The sequence below is a fragment of the Paenibacillus xylanexedens genome, from assembly GCF_001908275.1.
GTDB lineage: Bacteria > Bacillota > Bacilli > Paenibacillales > Paenibacillaceae > Paenibacillus > Paenibacillus xylanexedens_A.
The window spans coordinates 2,075,621-2,102,211 of sequence record NZ_CP018620.1 but is presented as its reverse complement, the minus strand read 5'-3'; the positions used below and the strand labels follow the sequence as shown (position 1 = coordinate 2,102,211).

The 26,591-nt window shown below is 43.7% G+C and carries 19 protein-coding genes and 3 CRISPR repeat arrays; of the genes, 4 read left to right on the top strand and 15 right to left on the bottom strand.

The window, feature by feature from the left end:
* Positions 1-16 precede the first annotated feature (16 nt).
* Positions 17-226, bottom strand: a complete 210-nt coding sequence (locus BS614_RS09205) for a tautomerase family protein (protein ID WP_074093755.1) — start codon at positions 224-226, stop codon at positions 17-19.
* Between the two features lie 582 nt (positions 227-808).
* Between BS614_RS09205 and BS614_RS09200 the strand changes: the two genes are divergently transcribed.
* The gene (locus tag BS614_RS09200; RefSeq protein ID WP_074096761.1) at positions 809-2,545 is read left to right on the top strand and encodes a methyl-accepting chemotaxis protein; all 1,737 of its coding nucleotides are present in this window, start codon (positions 809-811) and stop codon (positions 2,543-2,545) included.
* A gap of 169 nt (positions 2,546-2,714) precedes the next feature.
* On the opposite strand, the gene BS614_RS09195 is transcribed toward BS614_RS09200, so the two are convergent.
* From BS614_RS09195 to BS614_RS09150, 10 genes are all read right to left on the bottom strand, one after another.
* Positions 2,715-3,491, bottom strand: coding sequence for a hypothetical protein (locus BS614_RS09195; protein ID WP_210436969.1), 777 nt, complete (start codon positions 3,489-3,491; stop codon positions 2,715-2,717).
* Between the two features lie 316 nt (positions 3,492-3,807).
* A CRISPR array of direct repeats spans positions 3,808-6,068; the repeat unit is 33 nt; unit sequence ATTTCAATCCACGCACTCCATACAGAGTGCGAC.
* Between the two features lie 193 nt (positions 6,069-6,261).
* On the bottom strand, positions 6,262-6,552 hold the full coding sequence (gene cas2 / locus BS614_RS09190; protein ID WP_074093754.1) for a CRISPR-associated endonuclease Cas2: 291 nt from the start codon (positions 6,550-6,552) through the stop codon (positions 6,262-6,264).
* A 9-nt stretch (positions 6,553-6,561) separates the two neighbouring features.
* Positions 6,562-7,593 (bottom strand): type I-C CRISPR-associated endonuclease Cas1c, encoded by a 1,032-nt coding sequence (gene cas1c, locus BS614_RS09185; protein ID WP_074093753.1) that lies wholly within the window; start codon positions 7,591-7,593, stop codon positions 6,562-6,564.
* Complete coding sequence (cas4, locus tag BS614_RS09180) at positions 7,590-8,249, bottom strand: CRISPR-associated protein Cas4 (protein ID WP_074093752.1); 660 nt, start codon at positions 8,247-8,249, stop codon at positions 7,590-7,592. Before cas4 ends, cas1c begins: the two co-directional genes overlap by 4 nt.
* Positions 8,236-9,105 carry a type I-C CRISPR-associated protein Cas7/Csd2 gene (cas7c, locus tag BS614_RS09175; RefSeq protein WP_074093751.1) on the bottom strand — a complete coding sequence of 290 codons (870 nt, stop codon included), beginning with the start codon at positions 9,103-9,105 and terminating at the stop codon, positions 8,236-8,238. Before cas7c ends, cas4 begins: the two co-directional genes overlap by 14 nt.
* The gene (gene cas8c / locus BS614_RS09170) at positions 9,106-11,034 is read right to left on the bottom strand and encodes a type I-C CRISPR-associated protein Cas8c/Csd1 (protein ID WP_074093750.1); all 1,929 of its coding nucleotides are present in this window, start codon (positions 11,032-11,034) and stop codon (positions 9,106-9,108) included. It lies immediately after the preceding gene.
* Complete coding sequence (gene cas5c, locus BS614_RS09165; RefSeq protein ID WP_074096759.1) at positions 11,031-11,753, bottom strand: type I-C CRISPR-associated protein Cas5c; 723 nt, start codon at positions 11,751-11,753, stop codon at positions 11,031-11,033. Before cas5c ends, cas8c begins: the two co-directional genes overlap by 4 nt.
* A gap of 77 nt (positions 11,754-11,830) precedes the next feature.
* Positions 11,831-14,287 (bottom strand): CRISPR-associated helicase/endonuclease Cas3, encoded by a 2,457-nt coding sequence (locus BS614_RS09160; protein ID WP_074093749.1) that lies wholly within the window; start codon positions 14,285-14,287, stop codon positions 11,831-11,833.
* Between the two features lie 619 nt (positions 14,288-14,906).
* Entirely contained in the window at positions 14,907-15,698 is a 792-nt protein-coding gene (locus tag BS614_RS09155) for a hypothetical protein (protein WP_017690356.1), read from the bottom strand.
* Between the two features lie 283 nt (positions 15,699-15,981).
* Positions 15,982-16,737: direct repeats of the CRISPR family, unit length 32 nt; unit sequence ATTTCAATCCACGCACTCATATAGAGTGCGAC.
* Positions 16,738-17,059: 322 nt separating this feature from the next.
* Positions 17,060-17,410 carry a hypothetical protein gene (locus BS614_RS09150; RefSeq protein WP_074093748.1) on the bottom strand — a complete coding sequence of 117 codons (351 nt, stop codon included), beginning with the start codon at positions 17,408-17,410 and terminating at the stop codon, positions 17,060-17,062.
* Positions 17,411-17,774: 364 nt separating this feature from the next.
* On the opposite strand from BS614_RS09150, the gene BS614_RS09145 reads away from it, so the two are divergent.
* The 3 genes from BS614_RS09145 to BS614_RS09135 all read left to right on the top strand — a co-directional run bounded on the left by BS614_RS09145 (position 17,775) and on the right by BS614_RS09135 (position 23,144).
* Entirely contained in the window at positions 17,775-17,984 is a 210-nt protein-coding gene (locus BS614_RS09145) for a helix-turn-helix domain-containing protein (protein ID WP_017690359.1), read from the top strand.
* An 848-nt stretch (positions 17,985-18,832) separates the two neighbouring features.
* A CRISPR array of direct repeats spans positions 18,833-19,957; the repeat unit is 33 nt; unit sequence ATTTCAATCCACGCACTCCATACGGAGTGCGAC.
* A 344-nt stretch (positions 19,958-20,301) separates the two neighbouring features.
* Positions 20,302-20,880, top strand: a complete 579-nt coding sequence (locus BS614_RS09140; protein ID WP_074093747.1) for a TetR/AcrR family transcriptional regulator — start codon at positions 20,302-20,304, stop codon at positions 20,878-20,880.
* A gap of 77 nt (positions 20,881-20,957) precedes the next feature.
* Positions 20,958-23,144, top strand: coding sequence for a YhgE/Pip domain-containing protein (locus tag BS614_RS09135; protein ID WP_074093746.1), 2,187 nt, complete (start codon positions 20,958-20,960; stop codon positions 23,142-23,144).
* A 127-nt stretch (positions 23,145-23,271) separates the two neighbouring features.
* Here BS614_RS09135 and BS614_RS09130 read toward each other — a convergent pair whose 3' ends face one another.
* From BS614_RS09130 to BS614_RS09110, 4 genes are all read right to left on the bottom strand, one after another.
* Entirely contained in the window at positions 23,272-23,646 is a 375-nt protein-coding gene (locus tag BS614_RS09130; RefSeq protein WP_074093745.1) for a DUF4190 domain-containing protein, read from the bottom strand.
* 540 nt (positions 23,647-24,186) lie between these two features.
* The gene (locus BS614_RS09120) at positions 24,187-24,942 is read right to left on the bottom strand and encodes an amino acid ABC transporter ATP-binding protein (protein WP_074093743.1); all 756 of its coding nucleotides are present in this window, start codon (positions 24,940-24,942) and stop codon (positions 24,187-24,189) included.
* Positions 24,943-24,975: 33 nt separating this feature from the next.
* The gene (locus tag BS614_RS09115) at positions 24,976-25,635 is read right to left on the bottom strand and encodes an amino acid ABC transporter permease (protein ID WP_047841829.1); all 660 of its coding nucleotides are present in this window, start codon (positions 25,633-25,635) and stop codon (positions 24,976-24,978) included.
* Positions 25,636-25,747: 112 nt separating this feature from the next.
* Positions 25,748-26,518, bottom strand: a complete 771-nt coding sequence (locus BS614_RS09110) for an amino acid ABC transporter substrate-binding protein (protein WP_074093742.1) — start codon at positions 26,516-26,518, stop codon at positions 25,748-25,750.
* Between the last annotated feature and the right edge of the window lie 73 nt (positions 26,519-26,591).

Sequence of the window (26,591 nt, the reverse complement as noted above, 5' to 3'; positions counted from 1 at the left end):
AAGATGTCCGCCGGCTTCACGTCTTCTTCCCTCCTTGCTTCTGTGATGGCATGCTTCTCAAGTTATCAGGAACGTTCTCGTCCCAAGGGATTTCATTGAACTCGATGGAGATGTAATCCGGCTCCCGGTCGATAATACGTGAGAGCTCGCGTGTGAACACCTCCACGATCTCCTGCTTTTGCTCATCCGTCCTGCCTTCATACAGCCTGATCATAATTTCTGGCATCCGATTTAAGCTCCCTTCATTACGTGATGTAAACGCTTTAACAACTTCATCTTAGCGTTCCTGCGGAAGGGCAACAATGGACTGTCTTTTCATTCACTTGTGTTTTCTTTAGGTCATGACAAGTAAGCCCAAAAAGCCCGCTTACGAATGGGGACCTCTTGGCACATCATATTTTTTGAATATATAGTAATTAATTTCATCTATCTCACTAGAACCTTGCATTAATAAACGTAATAATAAAGAAATAAAACGAAAAATACGTCCACGGAACCGGTACCTTAGAACTATTTTTGTTCATAAAGCTAATATTAATATGACTTTATAACGATATAATCTACGAAGTAACTTACCTGGGGGTCCTATAAGTGAAGTAGAACTTGAAACAATGCAAGAAGCACACTGAAGCATGAGAGAATGTCACGTAACCACAGCAAAATCAGAATTATAGAAGTTGCACGATAACAATTTTCCACTAAATATTCATTAGATTACATAGCGTATAGCATCCCATCCAGGTATAGTGCATTTTCACAATCGTAGAAGGAGTGAACCATCTTGTTTAATAAGCTTCGTTGGAGTACCATGCCTTTCTTCATCAAAAATTTGGTGATTTCATTCGGCAGCATCATGTTGATCGGTGTAATCCTGATTACTGCCGCGTATCAATTGCAAAAAAACATCTTGGTTGAACAGTTACACGACCAAGCTACCGTCATCACCCAGAAATGGTACGATGATCTCGACACTGCCAAAGTGGCAGAAGCGGCTAAGGAAAAAAGCTATTCCGGTCCTGTACAGCTGGAAATGAAAACTTATCTCGATTCCATCCATGAATTCTATCCAAACATCGCGCAAGCGTACATTTTTGGTTCAGAACTTGAGCAAGGAAACGGAACGTCCATCATCGCGATTCCAACGAACCTGTTGGAACCATTCGAGGAAGGTAATCTGCCCGCAGGTGCCATGTACCCGCTGCCTCAGAATAACGTCGTAGTGCTGGAACAGATGAAAAAGGACGGAAAGCCTGCCTTCAGTGATTTCTACACAGATGAGTACGGAACCTGGACCACTCTGATCTATCCGATTAATAACGCAGATGGCTCCATGTACGCTGCTCTTTACTTCGATGTAGATGCAAGTGCCGTTCCAAAAGGTCTGAACAAACTGCTTTCGTACGGTTTGATGTTCCTGATCGGTTTCCTGATCCTGTTCATGGTATTGCAATTCATTTTGCTGAAAAGAACGTTGCTTCCGATCCGCAATCTGATGAAAGGTATCGAAGAAGTCAGCACGGGTAATCTGGACGTAACCATCGATACCGGGCGAGATGATCTGGGTATCATCAACGAGAAGTTTAATGCGATGATCCATCGCTTCAATACAACCATCTATAAAGTACAGAATGCTTCACATCACCTCTCGGAATCTTCCAAACAACTACTGGGCATTTCCGAGAAAAATAATGTGAACATTCAATCCATCAGCACCAATATTCGAGAAATATCTACTGGACTGGTGTCACAAGACAAAGCCACTGTGGAGAACGCACGCGCCATGACAGAGATGTCAACGGTAGTTCAGACGATCGCCAGCAGCTCAGCAGATGTGGCAGATGAAGCACTCAGCATGGAGCAGCGCTCCAGCACAGGTAATGTGGTGATGCAACAAGTCATTGAGCAGATGCGCCTGATCTCCGGTGCGGTGCAAAATACGTCAAATTCGATTCAGTCTTTGGAAAATAACTCGAACCAGATTAGCAACATTGTTAACGTGATTACGGAGATTGCTGGACAAACCAACTTGCTTGCACTTAACGCTTCAATCGAGGCAGCCCGCGCAGGTGAAGAAGGAAGAGGTTTTGCGGTGGTTGCAGGTGAGGTACGTAATCTGGCAGAGCAATCGCAGGAATCAGCGAAGCAAATTCGACAGTTAATTGAAGAAATTCAACGGGATATCATGCAGTCTTCCGAGGCGATGCAGTTGGGTTCCAAGGAAGTCACCAAAGGCTTGGAAGTTACCCAAGAGACTGGTGTATTCTTCGAGAATATTCTGACTGCTACGAATAAAGTTGCAAACCAGATTCAGGATATCTCCAGTTCTACTGAAGAAATCTCGGCAAGCACACAGGAAATGTCTGCCACGGCCGATGAACTGTCTGCCAATGTGAGCAAGGCAGCAAGCAGCAGTAAACAAATTGAGCAGTCAATTGATGAGCAGGAAGCCTCCATGGCAGCCATTGTGAGTGCCTCCGATGAGCTCTCGGTTGTATCCGAGCAACTGCAAGAACTGATCTCATTCTTTAAAGTACGTGCAGAATAGATTTAATAGGATATAGATAACAAAAATACGACACAGTAAAAAAACCAAGGCTCATGAGTAACTAACTCGAAGCCTTGGTTTTTTGTTGTTACCAGGGTAGGCTCTATACCTTCCCGGTATCATTTAACAGACAGTGGTGTCATCAACTGATTGTTGAACCTCCAATCCACTATAATCCTGCAGCTGCTTTAATTTCTTTTCTCTGAGAAACGATTAATGATTGTAATTTTGCTGTGCCAAATGCACCTGCTGAGAAAGCATTCGCCTTCGGATAATAAACCATTCGAAAAGATGTTCCATCTTGAAGGTGCACACGTAAAAAAATCCCTGTCTCATGCTTGGATTTCTTATACACCTCATCAAAGCCAACATATCGCAACGGCAAAAGCTCGTTCATGAATTCGGATGCGGCTTCCTGGGGAAAGTCACCGATTGGGCTGCCATCGTTCCCGCTTTCAAGGCTGACTTTTTCCACTTTGTCTTCAATGTCCATCAGGTCTCCCATTGTCTTAGCATTCGGATTTTCTTTTGCTTCGTAAACCTTATTATTCGCTACTACGCGATAATGCGACTTATAACCTTTCAGTTCATATATAACAGTTCCAATTGGAAGATATGCCGCATCACCATTCTCGGTCACGTGATCCGCACACGCATGCTCGTTCAGCATGTAGCTCACTTCCCCTACCCTATCCCCAATTTGCTCTGCAGGTACCTCTTTGGTCCCTTCGTTGTTTTGAAAATATGTAACATTATAAATCATCAGAAAATCAATCCATTCAAGGGTTCCCGGGCATCGCTTCGTTGATTCCTTTGAAACTTCTTTCGTAATCGTTTCCTGGGGTTTGGATGTTATTTCACCCTTATTCGATGTTCCACAGCCAACAATAATGACTAGAACAAAAAGTATACTCAAGCGCTGGCTCCAATATTTAAATGGTTTCATTCTCAATCACCTCAATCTATTAGACGGATTCAACTAAGACATAGTTACGAGCTTTTTACGATCAGCTATTCAACTCAATAAACACCTAAGAACAGGGAACAGTTATTTGGGCCAATGTGTTCCTTGGTGTACTTCATTCATGCAAGCGGCATCTCTGGATCTTTCTAAAAAACAGGTAGCAACACTTCTGTAGCAACCATTGTGCTGTCCGTTACCATAAAAAAAACACAGACAGCTCAGCCATCTGTGAAGTTGATATGGGTATTGAAGCGCCATTAGATACTGGAGCCATGCAGCTACAATAGACGGAGCAAATATTTAAATCCACATACTCCACACGGAGTGGGACAATATGCCCTCCATCTGTATATGCCTCCTTGGTTAATTTCAATCCACGCAATCCGTACGGAGTGCGACGAGGGGGCCGTGTCCATAGCTCTTACGAGCTCATTATTTCAATTCACGCACTTCATACGTAGTGCGCCCCCCTAATCTTGAATCCACTCATACTCCATGTAATTTCAATCCACGCTCTCCATACAGAGTGCGACAATATGTACTCGCAAAAAGCCCTTCTGACTACTGATTTCAATCCACGCACTCCATACAGAGTGCGACTAGTTCTAGAAGCGGCAGCTAACGAGAGTCCGCAAATTTCAATCCACGCACTCCATACAGAGTGCGACTGAAGGACGTTGATATCCCGTTTCACATCATGGACATTTCAATCCACGCACTCCATACAGAGTGCGACAAACGCAGGCCACGCCATTAAAGGCCGCACTTAAATTTCAATCCACGCACTCCATACAGAGTGCGACTTATCCGACTCACGATCATGTTCATTAAGGACGCAATTTCAATCCACGCACTCCATACAGAGTGCGACCGGCAGCCACTGGAGTACTTCCGCAAGCGTTGGAAATTTCAATCCACGCACTCCATACAGAGTGCGACCAATCCAACACAGCAATCTTTGTCGCCCAATGCGGATTTCAATCCACGCACTCCATACAGAGTGCGACGATCGTGTTCAGCCGAAACAAAGGCGTTGGATATAATTTCAATCCACGCACTCCATACAGAGTGCGACGGCATTGACGGCCAAACAAACCAAGTTTATCGATATTTCAATCCACGCACTCCATACAGAGTGCGACAGGCCATAGCGGGCAACCGGGAATTGGGTGGTGTATTTCAATCCACGCACTCCATACAGAGTGCGACGCACGTGGGTTTGCTGATCAGATCGCCGGGTTAACATTTCAATCCACGCACTCCATACAGAGTGCGACGTCTTACGTCCTCCCGTTGAAGTTCGCCATCGAAATTTCAATCCACGCACTCCATACAGAGTGCGACCCAGTGGGCTGGCCTTGCTGATCGGTTCAAGAAAGGATTTCAATCCACGCACTCCATACAGAGTGCGACAAGCTATCGGCCAACCTTCGCGTGATTCTGCGATATTTCAATCCACGCACTCCATACAGAGTGCGACCATCCATTGTTAAACACCGCGTCCGCTGACGTTATTTCAATCCACGCACTCCATACAGAGTGCGACGTCGAGGTTGCCGGAGCTTACCGTAGGCGTATCCATTTCAATCCACGCACTCCATACAGAGTGCGACTTTTTGTATCGAGATGACTACTACAACGCTGAGACTATTTCAATCCACGCACTCCATACAGAGTGCGACTTTTTGTATCGAGATGACTACTACAACGCTGAGACTATTTCAATCCACGCACTCCATACAGAGTGCGACGAAAGGTTACGGAGGTACAGATCTAGGAGAAGCAAATTTCAATCCACGCACTCCATACAGAGTGCGACAGTTTGGTTGGTGTGAGGTAACCACCATGCTTTCATTTCAATCCACGCACTCCATACAGAGTGCGACATTGTACCGGAGTATAACCCGCTGTACGAAGCTATTTCAATCCACGCACTCCATACAGAGTGCGACTGCCCCGAGATCAGCAACCTAACGGTCCGAAGGTTATTTCAATCCACGCACTCCATACAGAGTGCGACTGGTGACGTATAAATCAACGGTCACTCCCGCGAAATTTCAATCCACGCACTCCATACAGAGTGCGACTCAAGCATTGGTCTAACGATCAGGAACCAAGGGTATTTCAATCCACGCACTCCATACAGAGTGCGACGAGTCCTGCGGAAGGTTTCCTATCGTACATGGTCGATTTCAATCCACGCACTCCATACAGAGTGCGACAACCTGGCGCGGTTTGACACACAACCCGCAGCCGTATTTCAATCCACGCACTCCATACAGAGTGCGACGCCGATAGTCCGGGGTTCATCCCCAGGAATCGTTTATTTCAATCCACGCACTCCATACAGAGTGCGACGATGGCGGCTTTTGTCCTGGCTACACTCGCGGTGATTTCAATCCACGCACTCCATACAGAGTGCGACTCCGGACCCGTGAACGATTGTTCCCATATAGATATTTCAATCCACGCACTCCATACAGAGTGCGACGGGGCGAGTTCACAGGGGCCCTCATCGACGAGAAAATTTCAATCCACGCACTCCATACAGAGTGCGACAGCGAAAAGTGACGTAATAACTATGCTTGAAGAATAACTATTAACGTATTTTCGATAGTTCTACTTCTTTAAAACGGTTATCACAAATTTCCGATCATAAATCATTGCCAAAAGGTCACAATAAAGACCTTTTCGACAAATTCCGAGGTGCGAATCCCCCAGGGAAATCATGTGAGCTTGGCATTCGCACCTGCTAAAGTATTAACGGATCACCCATATCATAGGAATCTTTGGCACCCACATGTTGAACTTTTCTTTTGTAATTATCACCTAAGTTATAGAATCGAAGACTATCTGTATCCTTATCAATTAATTCTTCCAGTTCGAATCTTAATCGTCTAAACTGGGCAGCATCCAGTATACATTCAAACACTGAGTTTTGTACTCGCTGACCGTGATCCACACACTTTTTCGCCACTTTAGATAGTCTTCTACGGCCTTCACTATCTATCGTGCTTACATCATACGTAATCAAAATAAGCAATCATCACACCTACTTCCACAGAAACGGAGGATATTCATCCAGATCACCCCGTATATACCTGGCCAATAGCAATGCTTGAGTATAGGGTACAAGCCCCCAAGGTATTTTTTCATTCAAATACGGATGCATAATCTTTTCCTGTTTGCGTTCTTGCCATGCTTTTAACACTTTCTTTCTCGTCTCATCATCCATAATCACTGCGAGATTTTCTTTCACATAAAAACCTTTATCGTTAACTACCTTCTTATTAATGAGAGAAAGTACAAATCGGTCTGCGTACACTCCTCGAAGTTCCTCCATCATATCCAATGCAAGAGAAGCTCTGCCAGGACGATCCCTGTGCAAAAAACCGACATATGCATCAAGTCCGACAGATTCAAGTGCAGACTTCATGTCATTAGCGAGCAAGGTATAGGCAAAGGATAATAACGCATTTACTTTATCTAAGGGAGGTCGCCGACTGCGTCCATAAAAGTAAAATGACTCCTTTTGCTGGAGAATCAGATCATCGAACACAGAGTTATATTGAACGGCAGCCGATCCTTCCAATCCGCGCAATATATCCAATTGCTCCACCTCGCGCAACAGCTTCATCGTTTCACCTAGCGACTCCGTAACCTTCTTGATTCGTTCCGTGTCGATACGTAGTGCATAATCCCGTGTGGCTCGTTCCAAAATCCACTTGTTGTTGTATAACTTGCCTGTAATCATATTACGAGCAACCCGCGCACTACGCACCTCATCGTCCGAGATACGATACTGTTCTTTGCGAAGAACCACATTTCCTCGATCCTCACCAATCACCCGTGCGAGGAATCGCCCCGTTCGTGTCATAAATGTCAAACTAACATTGCGTGACGCACAAGCCCCCATCAGTGCTGGACTTACTCCAGCATAGCCAAAGGTACAAACGGCCTCCAAATTATGTAGCGGATAGCGAGCAAGAATTTCTTCCTCCTGCTTCACCACAATGTTTTCCCCATCCAGTCCAAGGTATGTATCGGGTAATGTTACAAATAAGGTGTTCAGCAGCTTTTTCATTCATTCAACCTGCTTTCGATGTAACTTGAAACGGAGCGTTTGTTCAAGATATCAGGCACACATATATTGTTCAAAGAACAACTTAGGCAGTGTGGTCCTGCTTTGGCTTTGGGTGTATGGTTCCGTTCAAAATAATGTCTCATCTCTTGAATACTTGCCTTCACTCGTTCCCGATCTGCCGCAGTAATGATGACTTCAATCCTATGTTTGATCTCGTCATAATAAAAATAGGCCTTGGGGATATCACATACGAGCATTTCTTCAAGACACATGACTTGTGCTACCAATTGGGAGTGATCGGAATCATTTCGTTTGGGCTTGCCGCGTTTGTATTCAACAGGAAAAGGAAGGTATAACCCTTCCTCCCCTGCAAGTGAAACTCCAGATGGATCACGAATGAATTCAACCACATCACAGATGCCTGTGATGCCAAGTTCCCTCGATTGCACCGGAAGCGCACGAACCACCAGTTTATCGCCTCGTTTCTCACGAAGCGCTGGTTGATCTGCTTTTCGATGCAGATGATCACCCTCAATGGTGCGCACGTTGTCTTCCCACTGCTGTTCGATATGAATTAATGCCCACTGCCTTCTGCAAAAGTTAAAATGCTGAATCCCCGAAAGCAGCAGATAATCCTCTTCGTTATAGTCCTTCATATTCTTGGACTGCCAAGCCTTCCAGCGGCACCACTGTATAATTATAATCATCGTAGGACTTTGCTTCTGCTACGCCTGGCTTCAATTCAATTTGCAGAGAACGATGTACTTTCGCAGATGAATACTGCCCCATTTTGGAGCTATGTTCCCACCAATATAACTGGTGAACCTCCATGCTGCCATCAGGACGGGCCGAGGACGTATCATTCTCGAATAAGGTTCTCAGTGATTCACGAATTTTCTCCGCGTCTTCATATGTAAATCCGGTCTTCTCTGCCAGTTGCGTGTTGATACTTCCATAAAAAACATAAACTCCAAAATCTACGCGGTGTTTCATGCCCATCGTGTCTGAACCTTTTTTGTCTGGATCTTTAGCTGTTGTGACAGAGTTAACACTCTTCGTAATCTGCATGCTTGAGATGTCAATCCGATCCAAACTAACCGCTGTATGAATCGATACCGGACCCCGAATCCCCACAGATACATCTGTGCCGCTAAAAGCAAATACCTGTCCAAAGCTACGTACGTCAATCCAGGACTGACAAGCGGCTTCAGCATACAAATCCTTATTTGCCTTTTTACCTTTGGCATGCTCTTGTACATTCTCATTGGCATCGACACGATCTTTAATGGAACGGTGAGCATCATTCCGTTTTTCATCGGATTGCACCAGAATGGACTCTCCCATATCCTGAAGGCGGTTACGAATTTTACGCTTTATACATACATCCGAGATTTCTCCTAAGCCATCGTAGTTCTGACGAGGACGGTTTCCATTCAATGGATCACCATTCGGGTTGGCATTACGAACAGACAGTACAACAGCAAAATCGATTTTGTGATCAAGTGTACTCATTTAGTTATCTCCTTGTTCGTTCAATTGGTTTTCATCGTCTTTATCAAATGTAGCTGCGGCTTCTTTATCTTTCCTACTTGTATATAAATCGTTACGCTGACTGTAGAAGCCTAGTAAGTATAATCCCGTAAGTGGCTTGTCTGTAAAATCTTCCAACTGTAGTTTATCTCCAACTTCATCCAGCAACGAATTATAATATCTGGCACCCGTCCCCATCCGCGCTTGATAAGGTTGGAGATTAGATTGAATAATGCTCCAAGTTCTGCCTGGTCGTTGTGCAAAGGCGTTCATATATCGAATGGCATTTGTCGCTCGTTTTTCCTCTTTACCCAGAGCACTTCTCTCTAATACATCTGCAATGGCAAGCATTCTGCCAAATACGTAGCTACGATCCGTTGTTTCTGTATTCAGACTCACTCCATACCCCTCCTTCTTATTAACAAGTGCGCAAGTAATGCTCAGTGTTTTCTCCCACTCCCAATTTTCCATGCCTACCGGGTTGGATGCACGTTGGATAGAACTGCGAACGATATCCAGCGGAATGGGTCTCTCATCTATGATACATGGGAGCATTCGCTCCATTAATCCCTTAACTACCTTGTCACTGGCTCGTGGACCATAGGCTGCAAATGCAATGTCTTTGGTCGCAGGCGCCCCAACAAACGAGACGGGTTTGTCATTTTTATTTTTCCGATAACGATGTAACCAATAACAGCTCTCATGCCAAGCTAATATTCGATCCAAATACTCGTTCTGATCTAAACTCCGATAATACATAATCGACATTCGCCCTGGTGTGGCCGCATCCAGTGTCATCAAAGTCACTTCATGTTTAGAGTTATACTCCCCATCGTATCGGTAACCGCCAATCGCCTTCCTGATTTGCAAAGCAAACTCCTTATGAGTTGTGTCCCCGCCAGCAAATGCTTCCTCATCATCCTCATCCCACAAGCTAAATGCATCTTCTTGAGGTTCTGGCATATCCAGACTTGTGCTTCCCCACACCAGAAACACTTTGCCATCAATGGTGGTTCCTTGTCGATCAATGAGCCACTTCAGAGCGTTATGCCCTTTCTGTGAAGCTTCGTAGCTTACTACAGCTGCGTCACGACTGGTACGAAAACGCCCCCGATACGTAAATCCACTAGAGTCGTTAGCTGAGATCAACTTGGACTTGTCTCCTGAGTGACGTATGCGAGAAGCATGTTTATCAGCAACTGGTAGGTAATCCCCTGTCACGAAACAGATATCCTTGTCCTGCAAACTCATCTCATAAAAATGGATAAAAGACTGCTGTACCGAAGCATCACGCCATAATCTGGATTCGGGTTCTCCTGGAATATCTACAGCAAATCGAACAAATGCCCCACTCTGATCTGCTGCGATGACATTGAAGATGTCAGGCTTTTTCCCTTCCTGGTCCCCAGGCCCTGCGATCCACTTCTCCAGCAGCTTACCTTGGCTATCCACATAAAGTATGCCTCTGTTCACTAAATCAGCGATGAGTGTACCTTTGCTGACATAGTGAAGTACACTCTGGACTCTAGGGTGACTAAAGGGAGATTCGCACCAAGCCTTCAGTTGGTTTAAATAATCCTGATATGGTGTTCCCTTGACCTCTCCGCAGAACTGGGTGTAATCTCCTGCAACATAGGATAACTTGTCAAAAAGCGGATACGGTACAGGGGCACTCGTTCGGCTTGCGGATGCTTCAGTGCAAGGAATAATCGTGCTACCATCATTCTTTTCTACCACTTTGGCATTTACGATATCTCCTTTTCCATTCAGATGAACTTCAATATGGGCGGTCTGTGTTGTGTGCGAGATTGGAATCAGAGCGTATTCCTTGCCATTTTTCTTCATTTCAAATTGTCCGACAACCTTAGCGTGATCATCATACGTTCTGCTTAAATTGGCAAGCCAACTCATTCACTCACCTCATTTCCAAACCATTCTGAATGAAGATCATCTACAGATTGCATATTCCCTGCATCGAATATTTTAGCTGTACCTTCTCCCACTTTGCGCACCAATGTGCATTCATCCGGACGGATAAATTGAATGACACCATGCTGCATTTTCGCTTTCCACAGACGAACCTCTCGCTCATTGCTTCCTGTTTCATCCGGGTAACTGATTCCATGCAGCATCGTGCCAAAATCAAGCTCACCTATACGATCATAGAAACTGTCATCTTCACCAAACTGGCACGGTTCAACGTACCCCTGACATTCACGGGTCCCCAGAAAGATATCTCTTCGTCCCCCAACCTGAACTGCTCGTTTGGCGATATTGTGATGTTTATGTTCGTTCTGGTCATGTACCAAATCTTCACGATGCGGATTAAATATAAAATGGGCCTTCACCTGATAACGTACATCTCTTAAATAGGTGTAATAGGCCAGTGTGTTTCCCCCGCTATATTCAATCGGACGCATACCCTTTGATTCGGTCTGAATTGGATTCATAATTCGGACTTCATCTACAATCCAGGTCAGCGTTGGCTTCCAGTAAATAGATTCCACGATCCCTTTGAGGGCTTGGTATGTAGGGATCTGATAAGAGAATTTTTCTCCGCCCAACTTGGTCAGTGGATCGGTGAATAGCGCATATTTTCCCGAAACTTCAAATTCGATTTGATTTCTCAACATTTTAGCTCCTTTCTATGGGGTATAGGAGGGAGAAACATGTATCATGAATCTCCCAGATGTAATGAATCAAATGATCAGATCATCATAGGTTCCCAAGCACCTTCACCCTTAGATTCCACGCCGAAATCATCGGAATATGCTGGTTCTCTCAATGCAAGAACATGCCCATGTAAAAGAGGTCTCACATCTCCATTTTTCTCCAATGCACGGAGTTCATGGTCGTAGATATTCACCGTATACTGCTGAGCCTTGCGTAATAACTGACTCATTTCACCAGGTTCAATTGCTCCATTCAAGTCCAGAATCAATTCTTTTCCTTCTTCACCATAAGGAACAATTACGGGCGTGGCGTTCGTGGATATGGCTTCGAAATACTTCTCTGCCGTAGCGATCGCATAATGATTCACAGCCTCTGGCCTACAATCATGCTTCTTCTTATAGGCATCCACGTAATAACGATTACGGTCCATCAGATCAAACAAGTTCTGTTCAAGCTTAGGAATGGGGTAATGCATTTTGTCTCCAATATCGTTAAAATAATATTCGAAATAACGGGACATTGCCTTTGGAGATAACAAGTCATCGCCGAGCGAACCCGGGTCATCCTCGAATTCCTGTAGCACACGTTCCGTTTTCTCGGCACCAATTTGAATCTCAGGCAGATTCGTTAATACCTCATCCGATGAGCGAATGATGTACACATTACGAACCTTATCTTTCCCATGCCGGTTACATCGTCCAGCCGCTTGAGCAATCGAGTCCAAACCAGCCAAGGAACGAACCACGCAATCAAAGCTGATATTCACACCCGCCTCAATAAGCTGTGTACTCACACAGATGATCCGTTCACCCTTTGCCAATCTCGGAATAACGCCATATTCCCCGGATAACACCTCTTTGCGATGTGCTGCACACATATTGGTGCTCAGATGAACCACCTGTATGCCACTCTCTCTCAGCCATTCCACCTCATTTAACTGTTCAAACAGTTTACGGACCGCTGTTTTTGTGTTCAAAATGACCAGCACACTGTCCACTTCCCTCATCTGTTCCTGAACAAAAGAAGATACTTCCTCTGCACCCCAGCCCGAAAGTGATTCCCGCGTAAGATCCTGTAAATCAACTCGTTTGAAGCTTCGGCCGACCTCATCTAAATTCTGAATAATCTCCGGTTGCTTGGAGAAATGTAGCTTGTGCTTCACAAAATCCAATGCAGGCTGAGTAGCCGTACAGAGCAACAGGCTGGATCTCCCAATAACATGCAGGAAATTCAGTGCAGCATTAAAGAGGGAGATACAATGAACCGGAACCGACTGCACTTCATCAAATACAATGACTGCATTGGAAAGCTGATGTAATCTGCGGACGTTTCGGGTTCCTTTGGCATAAAAGGTGTTCAAAAACTGAACCATTGTCGTAAAAATAATCGGCCGATCCCAATGATCACGGGCAAGCTTGAGATTCTTTTTGCGCAAATCCAGGGTTTCCCCTTCGTCGCCCTCATGGCGTTCGTCATCCTTGTCATCCACCACGTTGGAATGATGTTCCAAAATCATGTCATCGTTCTTCAAGATATTGCGGATCTCAGCCGCATTTTGTTCAATGATGGTGGTGTACGGAACGATATATATAATCCGTTGTTTATTATGTTCAATGGCATGTCTTAGCGCATAGCGCATACTGGCAAGCGTTTTCCCCCCGCCTGTTGGTATAGAAAGGGTGTACACTCCTGATGGACGATACGCAAATTGTTCGCATTGCCGGGACATTTCACGTCGCAATCGATTAATGGGTGTGTCTACTATACTGCTGTGCTCAAGCTTGCTTAAATGTTGAGATAGTAATTCATAGCTTTGTAGAAAAAAAGACTTGTAATCTATTTCTTCTGCTAAAGTTTCATTTTCTTCAAATCGCCTTGTATTCGTGCGATCTGCGTCGATCAGACAGCTAAACATATATTTGATAAGCAGTGCTCCTGCAATCGGCGGAAGTTTATGCTCTTTGATGATCTGTATGTATCCTTGAAGCTCTTGGGTTGCTTGCTTAAACATATGGTCGAGTTGACCTGGGAGATTGTGTTTGAAAAATTCTTCTTTTGCTTGCTCATATTGATCTATCTGCCTTGAAATGACTCGCTCCATATAAGGTGAAGTTTTATCAGGTGATATGTAGTCTCTTAGACCCTGATGATGGGAGATAATACAATTAGCAATCCACTCCGCCGTGTACTTTGACTCAAGCGTTGTGCCACTTCCATGGTAAAGGCTGTGCAGCAACTTGCCGCCAGCAGTCGAATGATCAACTGAACCCTTGCGAGGAGGGGCATCCGGGTTGGCAACAGCTTCCTGAATGTAATTTCGAAAAAGATCTGTATTTTTGCCCATATCATGCAGAAGACCAGCAATGCCTGCCAAATATTTAACACCGATCTTCTCTCCAGCCTGCTCCGCTCCTTGCTTAACCTCTACTAAGTGATCCTGAACGGTTTGTATTCTTCCATCCTTTTGACAGATATGCGCAATATAGGTCACACCACTTTACCTCCACTGAATTTCATGACATTAATCCCAGATCCATAGGCAAAAAGACTCACATTGTAAATTTCGACACCAAAATACATTTCCCTTCTATAAACCCTGTATTTTTAGAATATTATGTAATTTGTTATGAAGGCAGTAATACTTTTGCAGCTAAGTCAAAACTGTATTCAAATCAAATATAAAAAAAACTCACCTCATGCTACAGATTAGTGTAGATGATGGTAAGTCTTTTGACTTGTGATTGCCACTTTAGTGCATTTGTATAGATTGCGACCACAGTGGGCACCAATCAACCTACCTAGGAAGGAAATTTCAATCCACGCACTCGTATAAAGTGCGACAGCAGAAAGTAACGCATAAATGTTTTTACTCCTGAGTTAATCTTAAATCGTAGCATAAAACAAAAATACCCCATAGAGAAACATTTTTAAAGTGTCTACTCTTTAGGGTATAGTTTATACTTTGGACAGATTTTCTGTATTCAGTAGATTATTTAAAAATTAATGACCAACGCCATGATTAAATAACTGCATTATACTCTCAATTGGGAGTACTGCTAACGTTGCCAAAACAATTGAATACACCATATTTAGAGCATTTCTTTTCTTCATCATAACATCCCCTCTAAGATAGATTTGTAAGTGTTAATCTGTGCATGTGTAGCCTGCTCTCTGATTTTTTCAAAAAAGGCTACATATTTTATCTTATTCTGATTAATTTTAGGAGATATTGCCAAACAATTCAGTAAGATGTCGATTGCATCGGAGTCATTACCATTACGGCTATAGTACATCGCCAACTCAAAACTAAATTTTAGATAATAAGAAACATCAATATCAGTCATTATGGTAGTGTCACTAATCAAACGATGTTTTTCAAATAGATACTCAAACTCCTGAATAGGTAAATTATTTAAACGATTGGCTTCAAGGAGAGTTAATATTCCAGACATGATCTCACCTTTTGACTTTTGAATGTAAGCTACGTATTCATCAAGCTTTGTAGCATTACCCTCAAGTAAATCCAAAACCATTAAATTGATCTTGGCTATATCGCTATAAAATTCAATTTCATTAAGTGTCTCTTGATTAGTCAATTTAATCCACTGAAAATCACTATATTGTAATACGCATTCCCTAGCTTTATCAAACTCTAGTAGTTTTTGATACGCTATTCCTTGCATCAAACGACTGTATCCAATGTAATATACTATTGCCCGTTGCGTATGTATTTCAACGATGTCCTGTTCTTTAGTCAACATTTGTAAATTATATATACGAAGTGATTCTTCATAAAGTGTTTCACCTAACTTAACGACCTCTCTCCAGTTGTCAAGACCATAAGCTATTCTGAGAAGTGTCACAGTCGAGTCTAATCCGTATCCATCATAATACCTCGACATACCCTTCCTCCTTATTTTACAATTAATAACATTATATTGATTTTTCTACCATAGGTCAAATCTATTGTTTAACAAAAGATCTTAAAATATGCTGCATTTAATAGCACATTTCAGTTTTCAGTATTTTTTCTATACTTAATATTTTTTATTTCTCTGAAATAGAAAAGTCCTACCCACTTATCCATGCTTAGCATGAGAAAGGTAAGACTTTTTTAGGGATTCGATTTGCATTCCATACGGAGTGCGATCAGACACCCGTACCTGTAACAACGCTACTACAAAGATTTCATTCCACGTACTTACACAGAGTGCGACTGAACACATAACCCATAAAAGCGCTTGGATTATTTCAATCCACGCACTCATATAGAGTGCGACTTACCAGTGGGATCGGCTGCATACGTTGCCTTTTTATTTCAATCCACGCACTCATATAGAGTGCGACTAACAGGTGCTCAGAAGACTCGTGAGTACTACAGCATTTCAATCCACGCACTCATATAGAGTGCGACTGAAATCAATGTCAGGCAATATCGCCTGCGGTTTATTTCAATCCACGCACTCATATAGAGTGCGACTTCTCCAGAACCTCCAGCGCGAAACCACTAAGCTGATTTCAATCCACGCACTCATATAGAGTGCGATGTGGTCACATACAAACCGCCAGTGAGCGAGAAATTTCAATCCACGCACTCATATAGAGTGCGACATCTTTCGCAATCAACTTACGTTGGCGAGTTTCATTTCAATCCACGCACTCATATAGAGTGCGACGCAAATAGAATCGCGGAGCAATTTACGGTATTCCTATTTCAATCCACGCACTCATATAGAGTGCGACATGCTTGATGCCAAGAGAATCCAAGCTGAAGCTGAATTTCAATCCACGCACTCATATAGAGTGCGACCGATAACAAAACCCCTACACACGTTCGGATAGGATTTCAATCCACGCACTCATATAGAGTGCGACTGCATAGGCCATGGACGTATGTCGAGACAATTCAATTTCAATCCACGCACTCATATAGAGTGCGACAGCAGAAAGTAACGTATAGTCGTTTCAAAAAGATGTTTTTAACGTTATTCTGTCATTTAGTAAATGATAATAAATTCATCTTAATACAAATAATCCAGTAAAAACTTAATCGACAATTTTCGAGGTGCGAATCTACTAGAGATTTTATGTGAGCTTAACATTCGCACCATTAAATAGAGCTATTTACAGGTCTAATCTATGTTACTTTAGAAAGTTTATTTTCATATATCGACATCTAAAGAACCAAAGACAATATTCAATGTATTTGATCTCATTCTATAATGCTACTATGACCATCGTATCTTAATATAATATCATTTTCTTAGTGAAATCGATCAAGCTTCAAGTTCATATCAACACGTTCTGGAGTCCACAAAAGGACATCCGTGAGAAATGTCAAAGCATCCATTCCACACAATCTATCCACGATTGACTCTATCAGTTCTTTTACATTTCCTTGGGGGTGCTCAGCAAGAATTATTCCTCCGGTATCTCCATTAATATATAAGTGATCTACGTGAGCAACTTTGTGCACATGCCTTAGCCATAGCGTACCTTCGTCAAGAAAAAAGATATAACTTTCATTCATCACATACCCTTGGTAAATATAAAAATCCTGAACGTCATCAAAAGGACCTATCACTACAGAAGCTAATTCAATACGATCTGACATACTCAGGAACACCCTCTTTTCATTAGATCGTTATCATAATCTCATATTTCTGTAACTTACTAGATTAGTATAATTAGATGTTTCTTCCTTACAGCCTCAGCAAAGCCTCACAATTTTCTAATATATCTACTTAAGTCAAAAATCATTTTTCATGTATAACAATTTTTCATTCTGAGATATCGCCTCCATATTTCAAAAATATATAATTCATTCTAATGAACTAAAAGTTCGATTTGTTATACATATAGTATAACAAACTAGATTTTTATTCAATACTAATTTATACAAAAAGTACGACTTCTTGTATTTATAGTCCATATTCAATAAAATACACGTATATATACACTTTTCTTGGAGGTTAATGATGGCATTAAAACCTAGCTATAAACCAATGGAGATAACCCTAATTAAAAAGGACAAAAATAAAACTTACCTGCGTACTCAACTAGGTATTTCACCTTCTACTCTAGCCAAAATGTCTAATGGAGAGTTTGTTGCACTAAGTGTGATTGCGCGTATTTGCGAAGACCTACAATGTCGTATTGAAGAAGTTGTTGAATTTATAGAGGAGTAAATTTAAGTGGATATCTCAAATCTATACGATGCGAGATACTTTTCTTTTTAGTGAATTTGAAAAAAGGAGTTTTGTTTGTGCAGATTTACTTTATAGAAGTTAACTTGCCTACATTTCACTTTGATCTACGATATTTAAAACCACAACCGATGCTCCTTTCCAATAAGATAATTTGATGTTCATGCTACACGAGTTCCAATAATTACTTTTTGAAAAATGGTAATTTATATTATCCTGATTTAGCACATATAATATCATTTCTTATAACTTTTGAATAAAAGATCCTCTCTTAATTCCATTAAGGTTCAATGTTCCCCAAAATCGGGCGTCCAGTAATCTAAAAAGACAAGCTCACATCTATCACCTCGAAAATAATAGATGGTCTATCTATACTGTGTACCAGAATTTTTGAACCCACTAATTCTTTTAAAAAATATACATGAAACTCTACACCAACAGCGCTGAATATAAGTACCACGTTCAGGTACATCCATTGTCTCCTCCAATTTCAATTCACGCACTTTGATTCCAGCAACGCAATCCATATAAAGTGTGACACTTCCCCGAACCACTTCCTGAAATCATTAAGAGTAACTCAATCCATGCGCGCCATACGGAGTGCGACTACCAATCAGGCCACCCAAATCAATCTTTTTAGGATTTCAATCCGCGTACTCCATACAGAGTGCGACGCCGGGACAGAAGCTGGTGATCCCGAAATGAGTACATTTCAATCCACGCCACTCCATACAGAATGCGACCATATCTTGTATATCCTCCTATTTTGGGAGACCATTTCAATCCACGCGTGCGACCTCGCTAGACAGCTTCTGAAGCCCTTCCTTAACAATTTCAATCCACGCACTCCATACGGAGTGCGACATGGAACAAATCCAGATTTTATCGTGCTTCAATCTATTTCAATCCACGCACTCCATACGGAGTGCGACGAGACGAGGTGTTTGCCATCGCTGAGTGCCGGGACGGATTTCAATCCACGCACTCCATACGGAGTGCAACGTGTACCACCCTTAAACATAATCATAAAAGCCCATGCTAATTTCAATCCACGCACTCCATACGGAGTGCGACTTAATCCGCGAAAGTGTATCGGTCAAGCTATTAATATTTCAATCCACGCACTCCATACGGAGTGCGACCTCCAATTGTGATTGCCCTGTGCTGATCAGGGTAAGATTTCAATCCACGCACTCCATACGGAGTGCGACACCAATAAACCATCTAAGGGAGGATACACCCACATATTTCAATCCACGCACTCCATACGGAGTGCGACGGAAGTGTTGACACAAGCACGGGACATGTTCGCGATTTCAATCCACGCACTCCATACGGAGTGCGACCCGACATCAAGCGCAGGAGCCGCGAAGGTAATCGATTTCAATCCACGCACTCCATACGGAGTGCGACCTCGGGAACATGGGTGGGGAGGGATAATGCATGGCAATTTCAATCCACGCACTCCATACGGAGTGCGACTCGGCGGTGACACAGATAGTTTCTTTACATCATTATTTCAATCCACGCACTCCATACGGAGTGCGACTTCACACCCTGGGTCCACAGGAACATGTCCCAGAAATTTCAATCCACGCACTCCATACGGAGTGCGACCCGATCCGATGCTGTGGCCTTTACCCCAGGAGCGATTTCAATCCACGCACTCCATACGGAGTGCGACTCGCGGTCATTGAGAGTCATGGGTAGATCCACCAATTTCAATCCACGCACTCCATACGGAGTGCGACTGCCCGATCCGTGTCGTGCAAAGTACATCCCGGTTATTTCAATCCACGCACTCCATACGGAGTGCGACTAAGACCGGGTGACATGGTAGAGTTCGACCTACCGGATTTCAATCCACGCACTCCATACGGAGTGCGACTACATCGCACAGCTATTCAGCGCGGCGTAAGGGGATTTCAATCCACGCACTCCATACGGAGTGCGACAGCGAAAAAGTACGTATTTTAACGATTTGACCCATCAAAAACACGTTTTTTCACTATTATTCTATGACTTTCCATATCATTATTCAATCAAATTATGCCTACATGTTGCCTTAAGGTAACAATTTTGCCCATTTCGACAAATTCTGAGGTGCGAATCCCCCAGGGTTTTCATGTGAGCATCACATTCGCACCTGTCCTATCCGTTTATGACAAAGATCACATCCACCTTCCCTGCTCAAGTGCTACAGTTGTTAACGACCAACTGACCATAATAGTAAATCGGTCAAAAAAATAGGGTTTACCTTACCCATTATCCTTTCAACCTACAAGGAGGTGTATATGTGATGAAAACGATAGATCGAAGGCAACAGGTGATGGATTCTGCCGAAAAATCCTTTGCCCTGTTTGGCTACAAGGCCACAACGATGGAGCAGGTTGCGAGACTTGCCAATGTGGGCAAGGGAACGATCTATACTTTTTTCGATAATAAAGAAGAACTGTTTAGCGAGATTCTGCGCTCGATCATTGCGGATATGAGACAGATTACGGAGCGGACCGTGAAGGAAGAGAACTCCTTTCTGGATAACGTGCATATGAGTATGGATTCTTTGCTGGAGTATCGGGAGGAACATGAGCTGTTAATCAAGCTCTTTCAGGAGGTTAACGAGTTCGGTACACCGCAAGCCAAGGAAGGTTTGCAAAAAGTGGAGACAGCCATTCTCGAATATCTGGAGCGTCAGGTCAGCCGTGCCATGGAGTTAGAGCAGATTCGGAGGGATGATCCCAAGCTGGTTTCTTTTGTCCTGTTGAAGCTGTATGTCACCTTAACCTCGGATTGGAACAAAACGCATCCTACGCTGCATAAGGATCAGATCAAGGATTTTGTGGCCCTCTTTCTCAAGAGTGGCTTATCCCCCATCTAGAGAAAGGTATGCCCCTAGTTTCAACACATAATAGAGATAGAACAAACGGATTAGCGTATGGATAGGGAGAGAACATGATGAAATCATTCCACGTATTTGGGCAGGATCTGAAGTCCGCCTTTAAGAAACCAAAAGTATTTATTCCGATTCTCGTTGTACTGTTCATTCCGGTGCTGTATAGCGGCCTGTTCCTGAATGCATTCTGGGACCCCTATGGCAAAATGAATGAGTTACCTGTGGCAGTGGTCAACACGGATCAGGGCGCAACCTACAATGACAAATCGCTGGAAGTCGGTCAGAATCTGGTCGATGAATTGAAAAAAAGCAACGATTTCGATTGGCAATTCGTGACACGGGAACAAGCGGAGCAAGGTATGGAAGACGACAAGTATTACATGACGATTGTGATTCCGGAGGACTTTTCCACCAAAGCAACAACCCTGATGGATGAGCACCCCGAGCCGGCCGACCTGATCTACGAACCCAATGAAGGATACAACTTTCTCGCGGGTCAGATTGGCGGCACGGCGGTCAAACAAATTCGCTCCAAAGTCGCTGCCAAAGTCACAGAATCGTATACCGAAACGCTATTGGATCAGGTGGAGAAGATCTCTAGCGGTTTATCAGATGCCGGAGATGGTGCTGGCAAGATCAACGAGGGCGCAGCCAAGCTGGATAATGGTGCTGCCACATTGAAAAAGAACCTGTCCAAACTGGCGGATGGAACCGACAAACTGGAAACAGGTGTGGCACCGTTAAAAGAGGGTACAGCTACCTTGGCACAAGGAATCGGCACGCTTCATGCAGGAGCCAACTCTCTGTCCGATGGATTATCCCAATTGGCGGCAGCAGGCACGAAGCTGGGTAACGGTGCATTGCAGGCTGAAGCAGGTGGCAAACAGTTACAGGCAGGTATTCAATCCGCTCAGGAAGGCGCGGCCAAGTTGGATGCAGGACTCGCGGCTTCCGAGCAAGGAAGTGCGAAACTGGCAGCCGGATTGCAAACCTCAGTCGAAGGCAGTAGCAAAGTGAGTGAAGGTGCTAAGGCCGTTGCGCAAGGTCTTGCCCAATTAGCCGAAGCGAGTCCCGAGCTTGCCGCGAGCCCTGCTGTTCAGCAATTGCTGGCAGCAAGTCAGGCCGTTGCCACTGGCAGCGAACAAGTGTATCAGGGCGGGCAGCAATTGGTCGCTGGCAGTCAAAACCTGCATGCTGCACAGCAACAACTGCATCAAGGCAGCAGCCAGTTGGTACAGGGTGAACAACAACTGGTACAAGGAGCCACGCAATTATCTGCCGGACAAGAAAAGCTTGCGACTGGTCTACAACAGTTCAATTCTAAATTATCCGAAGCAACCGCTGGAGGAACTAAACTTGCGGATGGTTCAGGTCAATTGAATGCTGGTGCAGGCAAGTTGGTTGCGGGTGTAAGCCAGCTTACAGACGGAATCTCAACCCTTGCAGATGGCTCACATAAGCTGGATGAAGGTGCTGGTCAGTTAAAAGAAGGTACCCTTAAGCTAACAGACGGCTCTGGCGAACTTGCCACCAAGTTGAATGAAGCGGCTGAGCAGACGGGTAGTGTAAAAAAGACCGATGAACTCGTAACCATGTATGCAGAGCCTGTTCAGGTCGATGAGCATAAATATAATGAGGTACCCAACTATGGTACAGGATTCTCGCCATACTTCCTGTCACTTGGGCTATTTGTCGGGGCCTTGATTGCCACACTGGTTGTACCCACACGTGGCAGCACAGTTAGCGAAGCAAGTGGCTGGAATCGTTTTGTGAGTAAAACGCTGTCCTTCACGCTCATGAGTGCTGTACAGTCCCTGCTTGCTTCATGGCTGGTCTTGTCCGTATTGGGTCTGGATGTTCAGAGCGTTCCATTGTTCCTCTTGTTCAGCTTTGTTACCAGTCTAAGCTTCATGTACATCATTCAGGCACTGGTGACTTGGCTGGAGAATCCGGGTCGTTTCCTCGCGATTCTGATGCTGATCTTCCAGCTTACCACCAGCGCAGGCACCTTCCCGCTCGAACTGATTCCAAATTGGCTGAAAGTATTCAATCCATGGCTGCCTATGACCTATTCGGTTACGGGGTATAAAGCAGTTATCTCGAGTGGACAGTTCGGTGTAACCTGGGATCAGATCGGGATTCTGTGCATCTTCGCCGTGATGGGTCTTGGAGGAACCTTAACGTATTTCCTGATGCATCACACCACGGAGAACGCAAACGTCAGCAGTGAAGTCGCACTTCACCTGTAAATTCTAAAATAAAAAGCAAAGGCATGTACCTAAGCCCACCCTCTTCTGGACAACAAGGGGTATCGGCTAAGGTATGCCTTTGCTTTTTTAGTTTGAGATACAATCTAAGTTTGCTAACTTCATATTTCTAGTATGTAGAGTAAATTTCAGAACTTGAGATAGCGAAATTAAACAATAGTACAAGCAAAATAAGTAATACATAAATGGCTGTACCTATGATTCCACAGACAAGGCCAGCAATCGCTAATCCTCTGCCCTGTTCCATACGGTTCTTAATTTCTTTGAGGGATATAGAGGCAATGATGATAGCAACAATACCAATCAGTAATCCCACGTATGGAATCACGATGGACAATATCCCCAAGACAAGAGCTGCAATCGATTTGCTATTGGTTTTTGGTATTACATAAGGTGGTGGTGGAAGTGTGTCGTTATAATAACGATCCACATCATTTTCACGATGTTCCAAGGTAAATCCTCCCTGTTTATTAAGTATATTCATTATAATCGATTATTAGGAATAATAATATCCATATTGTGTTAATTATGAATTACCATTAGACTTATTTTATTCCCATCATCCCCGGACACGCATATATAAATCCATAAGCTTGTAGATTGTACTTCAAGGATATGAATTTAAGAACCGTTTATCCGTGTGATGATACAAATCAAGAATACCTCTAACATATAGATATTATTATAGTCGTAATACTTTTCTGAATATCTTTGGGGGATCACTACGATGAAAATCGATAAAGTCATGAATATAATTATGATTTTGATGCTTGTACTTATTGCTTTTTATCAAAATAATATAGCTGTTTTATGTTTTAGTATTGTTTTGTTTGGAATCATGAGTTACACCACTTATCGAATTCGAACACGTTGGAATATAGTAACTTATATCGTGTTGACACTAGTATTAATTGCTTGGAACATATATCTGTGGACATAAGCCATTATTTCAAAAAAAAGAACGCAATCCCTTATTAATCAACGGATTGCGTTCTTTCGACATTTCTTAGATTTGGAATGCCTTTTATCCTTCCACTTCCACCCGCTGCAAAAACGTCCGGGTACGTGCGAGCCTCGGATTGCCGAAGATCTGTTCTGGCGGCCCCGCCTCTGCGATCTCCCCGTTATCCATGAAGAATACACGATCCGCAACGTCACGGGCGAAGCCCATCTCATGCGTGACAATCATCATCGTCATATTTTCCTGTGCCAGCTGTTTGATTACGCGTAGCACTTCCCCGGTCAGCTCCGGATCGAGTGCCGACGTAGGCTCATCGAACAGGAGGATATCCGGTTGCATCATGAGTGCGCGGGCAATAGCTACACGCTGTTTCTGTCCACCGGACAGATTGGCTGGATAGACATCGGCCTTGTCCGACAGCCCTACTTTGCCGAGTAATTCCAGACTGCGGTACCGAATGACGCTCGAGCTTTCTTTTTTCAAAGTTTTCGGTGCAAGTTCCAGATTATCTTGTACAGTCAGATGCGGGAACAAGTTGAAATGCTGGAATACCATACCCATACGATCCGTCATCTTGCGAATATCTGCGGCACCCGCGTAACGACCATTATCAACCAACGTTTGATCCTGAATGCGAATCGTTCCACCCGAAATATCCTCCAGATGAATCAGGCTGCGCAGCATCGTACTTTTCCCCGAACCAGAAGGCCCGATCACGGCAATTACTTCGCCTGGTTCCACGTTGAAGGATACCTGTTTCAGCACATCAAGTGTGCCGAATGATTTTCTCAACTGATTTACTTCTATTATATGTGTCATATGCAGACAGTCCTTTGATTGATCAGATTTAATTTATTCAAATGAAAACCGCTTCTCCAGTGCCTTGAACAGCACGGTGAGTACGAGTGTCATGAGCAGATACATAACCGCCGCCACGAAGAAAGGTGTCAGCTGTAAGTCGCGATTTACCGCCGCTTGGGCGTAATACAACAGCTCAGGTACAGCCACGGCATAGAGCAGTGCCGTATCCTTGATGAGCGTAATGGACTCATTGGCCGTTGCGGGCAATACTACACGAATCATCTGAGGAATAATGACTTTGGTCATCGTCTGCCACTTTGTCAATCCAAGTACCTTCGCTGCCTCATGTTGACCTTTATCAATGGAAAGCAGTCCGCCCCTGAAGATTTCAGCGAAGTACGCCGCATAGTTTAGGATGAACGCAATCCCCGCTGCAACAAAACGATCAAACACCAGATACTCTCCAATCACCGGAAGCAACGGTAAACCGAAGCAGAAGAATAGAATTTGGAGCAGTAGCGGTGTGCCTCGCATCACATATACATACGTATGGGCAATCCACGCCAGCAGTTTAATCTGGCTTCTCATCGCAAGCGTGACCGCAAATCCAAGCGGTACAGATAACACGATCGCTAGCAAGAACATGAAAATGGTAGTCTGTGCACCCTCTAGCATAGGTTTTAAAATGGTCGATAAATAATCCCAACTCATTGTTTTGTCTCCTCTAATCTGTTAACCCCGCATTCCTCTGGGGCATAAATCGCTCCAGCATGGAATACGGGGTCCGTTTTGTTTCTAACTATATATCAGGTGTGTAACCTGCCTATTTCAAAACCTTATCTTCACCCAACCATTGGGTGGAGATTTTAGCAGCTGTTCCGTCTACATTCAGCTCATCCAACGCTTTTTGCAGCTGATTCAGAAGCTCTTCATTGCCTTTTTTGATACCAATGCCATATTGTTCCGGTGCAAGAGATTCATCCATCAGTTTGAATGTTCCCTCTTCTTTGGACATGTAGTATCTCGCTACCACTTCATCAATGATGACCGCATCCAGACGTTTTGTCTTCAGATCCGTCAGTGCAAGCACGTTATCCTTAAATTCAGAAGCTTTCACTTTATCCTTCAAAGGACTTGCTGCCAATGCATCTGCCGCGGAGGACAGCGCCTGCAATCCCACATTTTTGCCATCGAGTTCATCCAGCTTCGTAATTGGTGAGTCTGCCAAGGTAATAGCTACTTGACTGTTTTCCAGATACGGCTTCGTGAAGAGCACTTTCTCTTTGCGCTCATCTGTAATGGTGTACCCGTTCCAGATCATGTCGATCCGGCCACTGTTCAGCTCTGATTCTTTGGAAGACCAGTCGATTGGCTGGAATGTGATTTCTTTACCCATTTTCTCCGCTGCAGCTCTTGCGTAATCAATATCAAAACCAACAATTTCATTCTGCTCGTCCCGGAAACCCATTGGAGCAAACTTGTCATCAATTCCTACAACAATCGTGTTATCGTCTTTGCTTGCGGAACTGGAACAACCAGCCACAATCAATACACATATACTAATGAATAATAGTAGAATCGCTTTTTTTCTCATCTCTCGAACCCCTCCATGTCTATAACCAAAACCCAAACGCTTTAGTTCGTTACCACGTTATCAGAGATTTATA

Coding starts and splice junctions, on each gene's coding strand:
- cas4 (WP_074093752.1), bottom strand. CDS start 8,249: ATGAAGGACTATAACGAAGAGGATTATCTGCTGCTTTCGGGGATTCAG.
- BS614_RS09140 (WP_074093747.1), top strand. CDS start 20,302: ATGAAAACGATAGATCGAAGGCAACAGGTGATGGATTCTGCCGAAAAA.
- BS614_RS09115 (WP_047841829.1), bottom strand. CDS start 25,635: ATGAGTTGGGATTATTTATCGACCATTTTAAAACCTATGCTAGAGGGT.
- BS614_RS09110 (WP_074093742.1), bottom strand. CDS start 26,518: ATGAGAAAAAAAGCGATTCTACTATTATTCATTAGTATATGTGTATTG.
- BS614_RS09120 (WP_074093743.1), bottom strand. CDS start 24,942: ATGACACATATAATAGAAGTAAATCAGTTGAGAAAATCATTCGGCACA.
- BS614_RS09195 (WP_210436969.1), bottom strand. CDS start 3,491: ATGAAACCATTTAAATATTGGAGCCAGCGCTTGAGTATACTTTTTGTT.
- BS614_RS09130 (WP_074093745.1), bottom strand. CDS start 23,646: ATGAATATACTTAATAAACAGGGAGGATTTACCTTGGAACATCGTGAA.
- BS614_RS09135 (WP_074093746.1), top strand. CDS start 20,958: ATGAAATCATTCCACGTATTTGGGCAGGATCTGAAGTCCGCCTTTAAG.
- BS614_RS09150 (WP_074093748.1), bottom strand. CDS start 17,410: ATGTCAGATCGTATTGAATTAGCTTCTGTAGTGATAGGTCCTTTTGAT.
- cas1c (WP_074093753.1), bottom strand. CDS start 7,593: ATGAAAAAGCTGCTGAACACCTTATTTGTAACATTACCCGATACATAC.
- BS614_RS09200 (WP_074096761.1), top strand. CDS start 809: ATGCCTTTCTTCATCAAAAATTTGGTGATTTCATTCGGCAGCATCATG.
- cas7c (WP_074093751.1), bottom strand. CDS start 9,105: ATGAGTACACTTGATCACAAAATCGATTTTGCTGTTGTACTGTCTGTT.
- BS614_RS09155 (WP_017690356.1), bottom strand. CDS start 15,698: ATGTCGAGGTATTATGATGGATACGGATTAGACTCGACTGTGACACTT.
- BS614_RS09145 (WP_017690359.1), top strand. CDS start 17,775: ATGGCATTAAAACCTAGCTATAAACCAATGGAGATAACCCTAATTAAA.
- cas8c (WP_074093750.1), bottom strand. CDS start 11,034: ATGAGTTGGCTTGCCAATTTAAGCAGAACGTATGATGATCACGCTAAG.
- BS614_RS09205 (WP_074093755.1), bottom strand. CDS start 226: ATGCCAGAAATTATGATCAGGCTGTATGAAGGCAGGACGGATGAGCAA.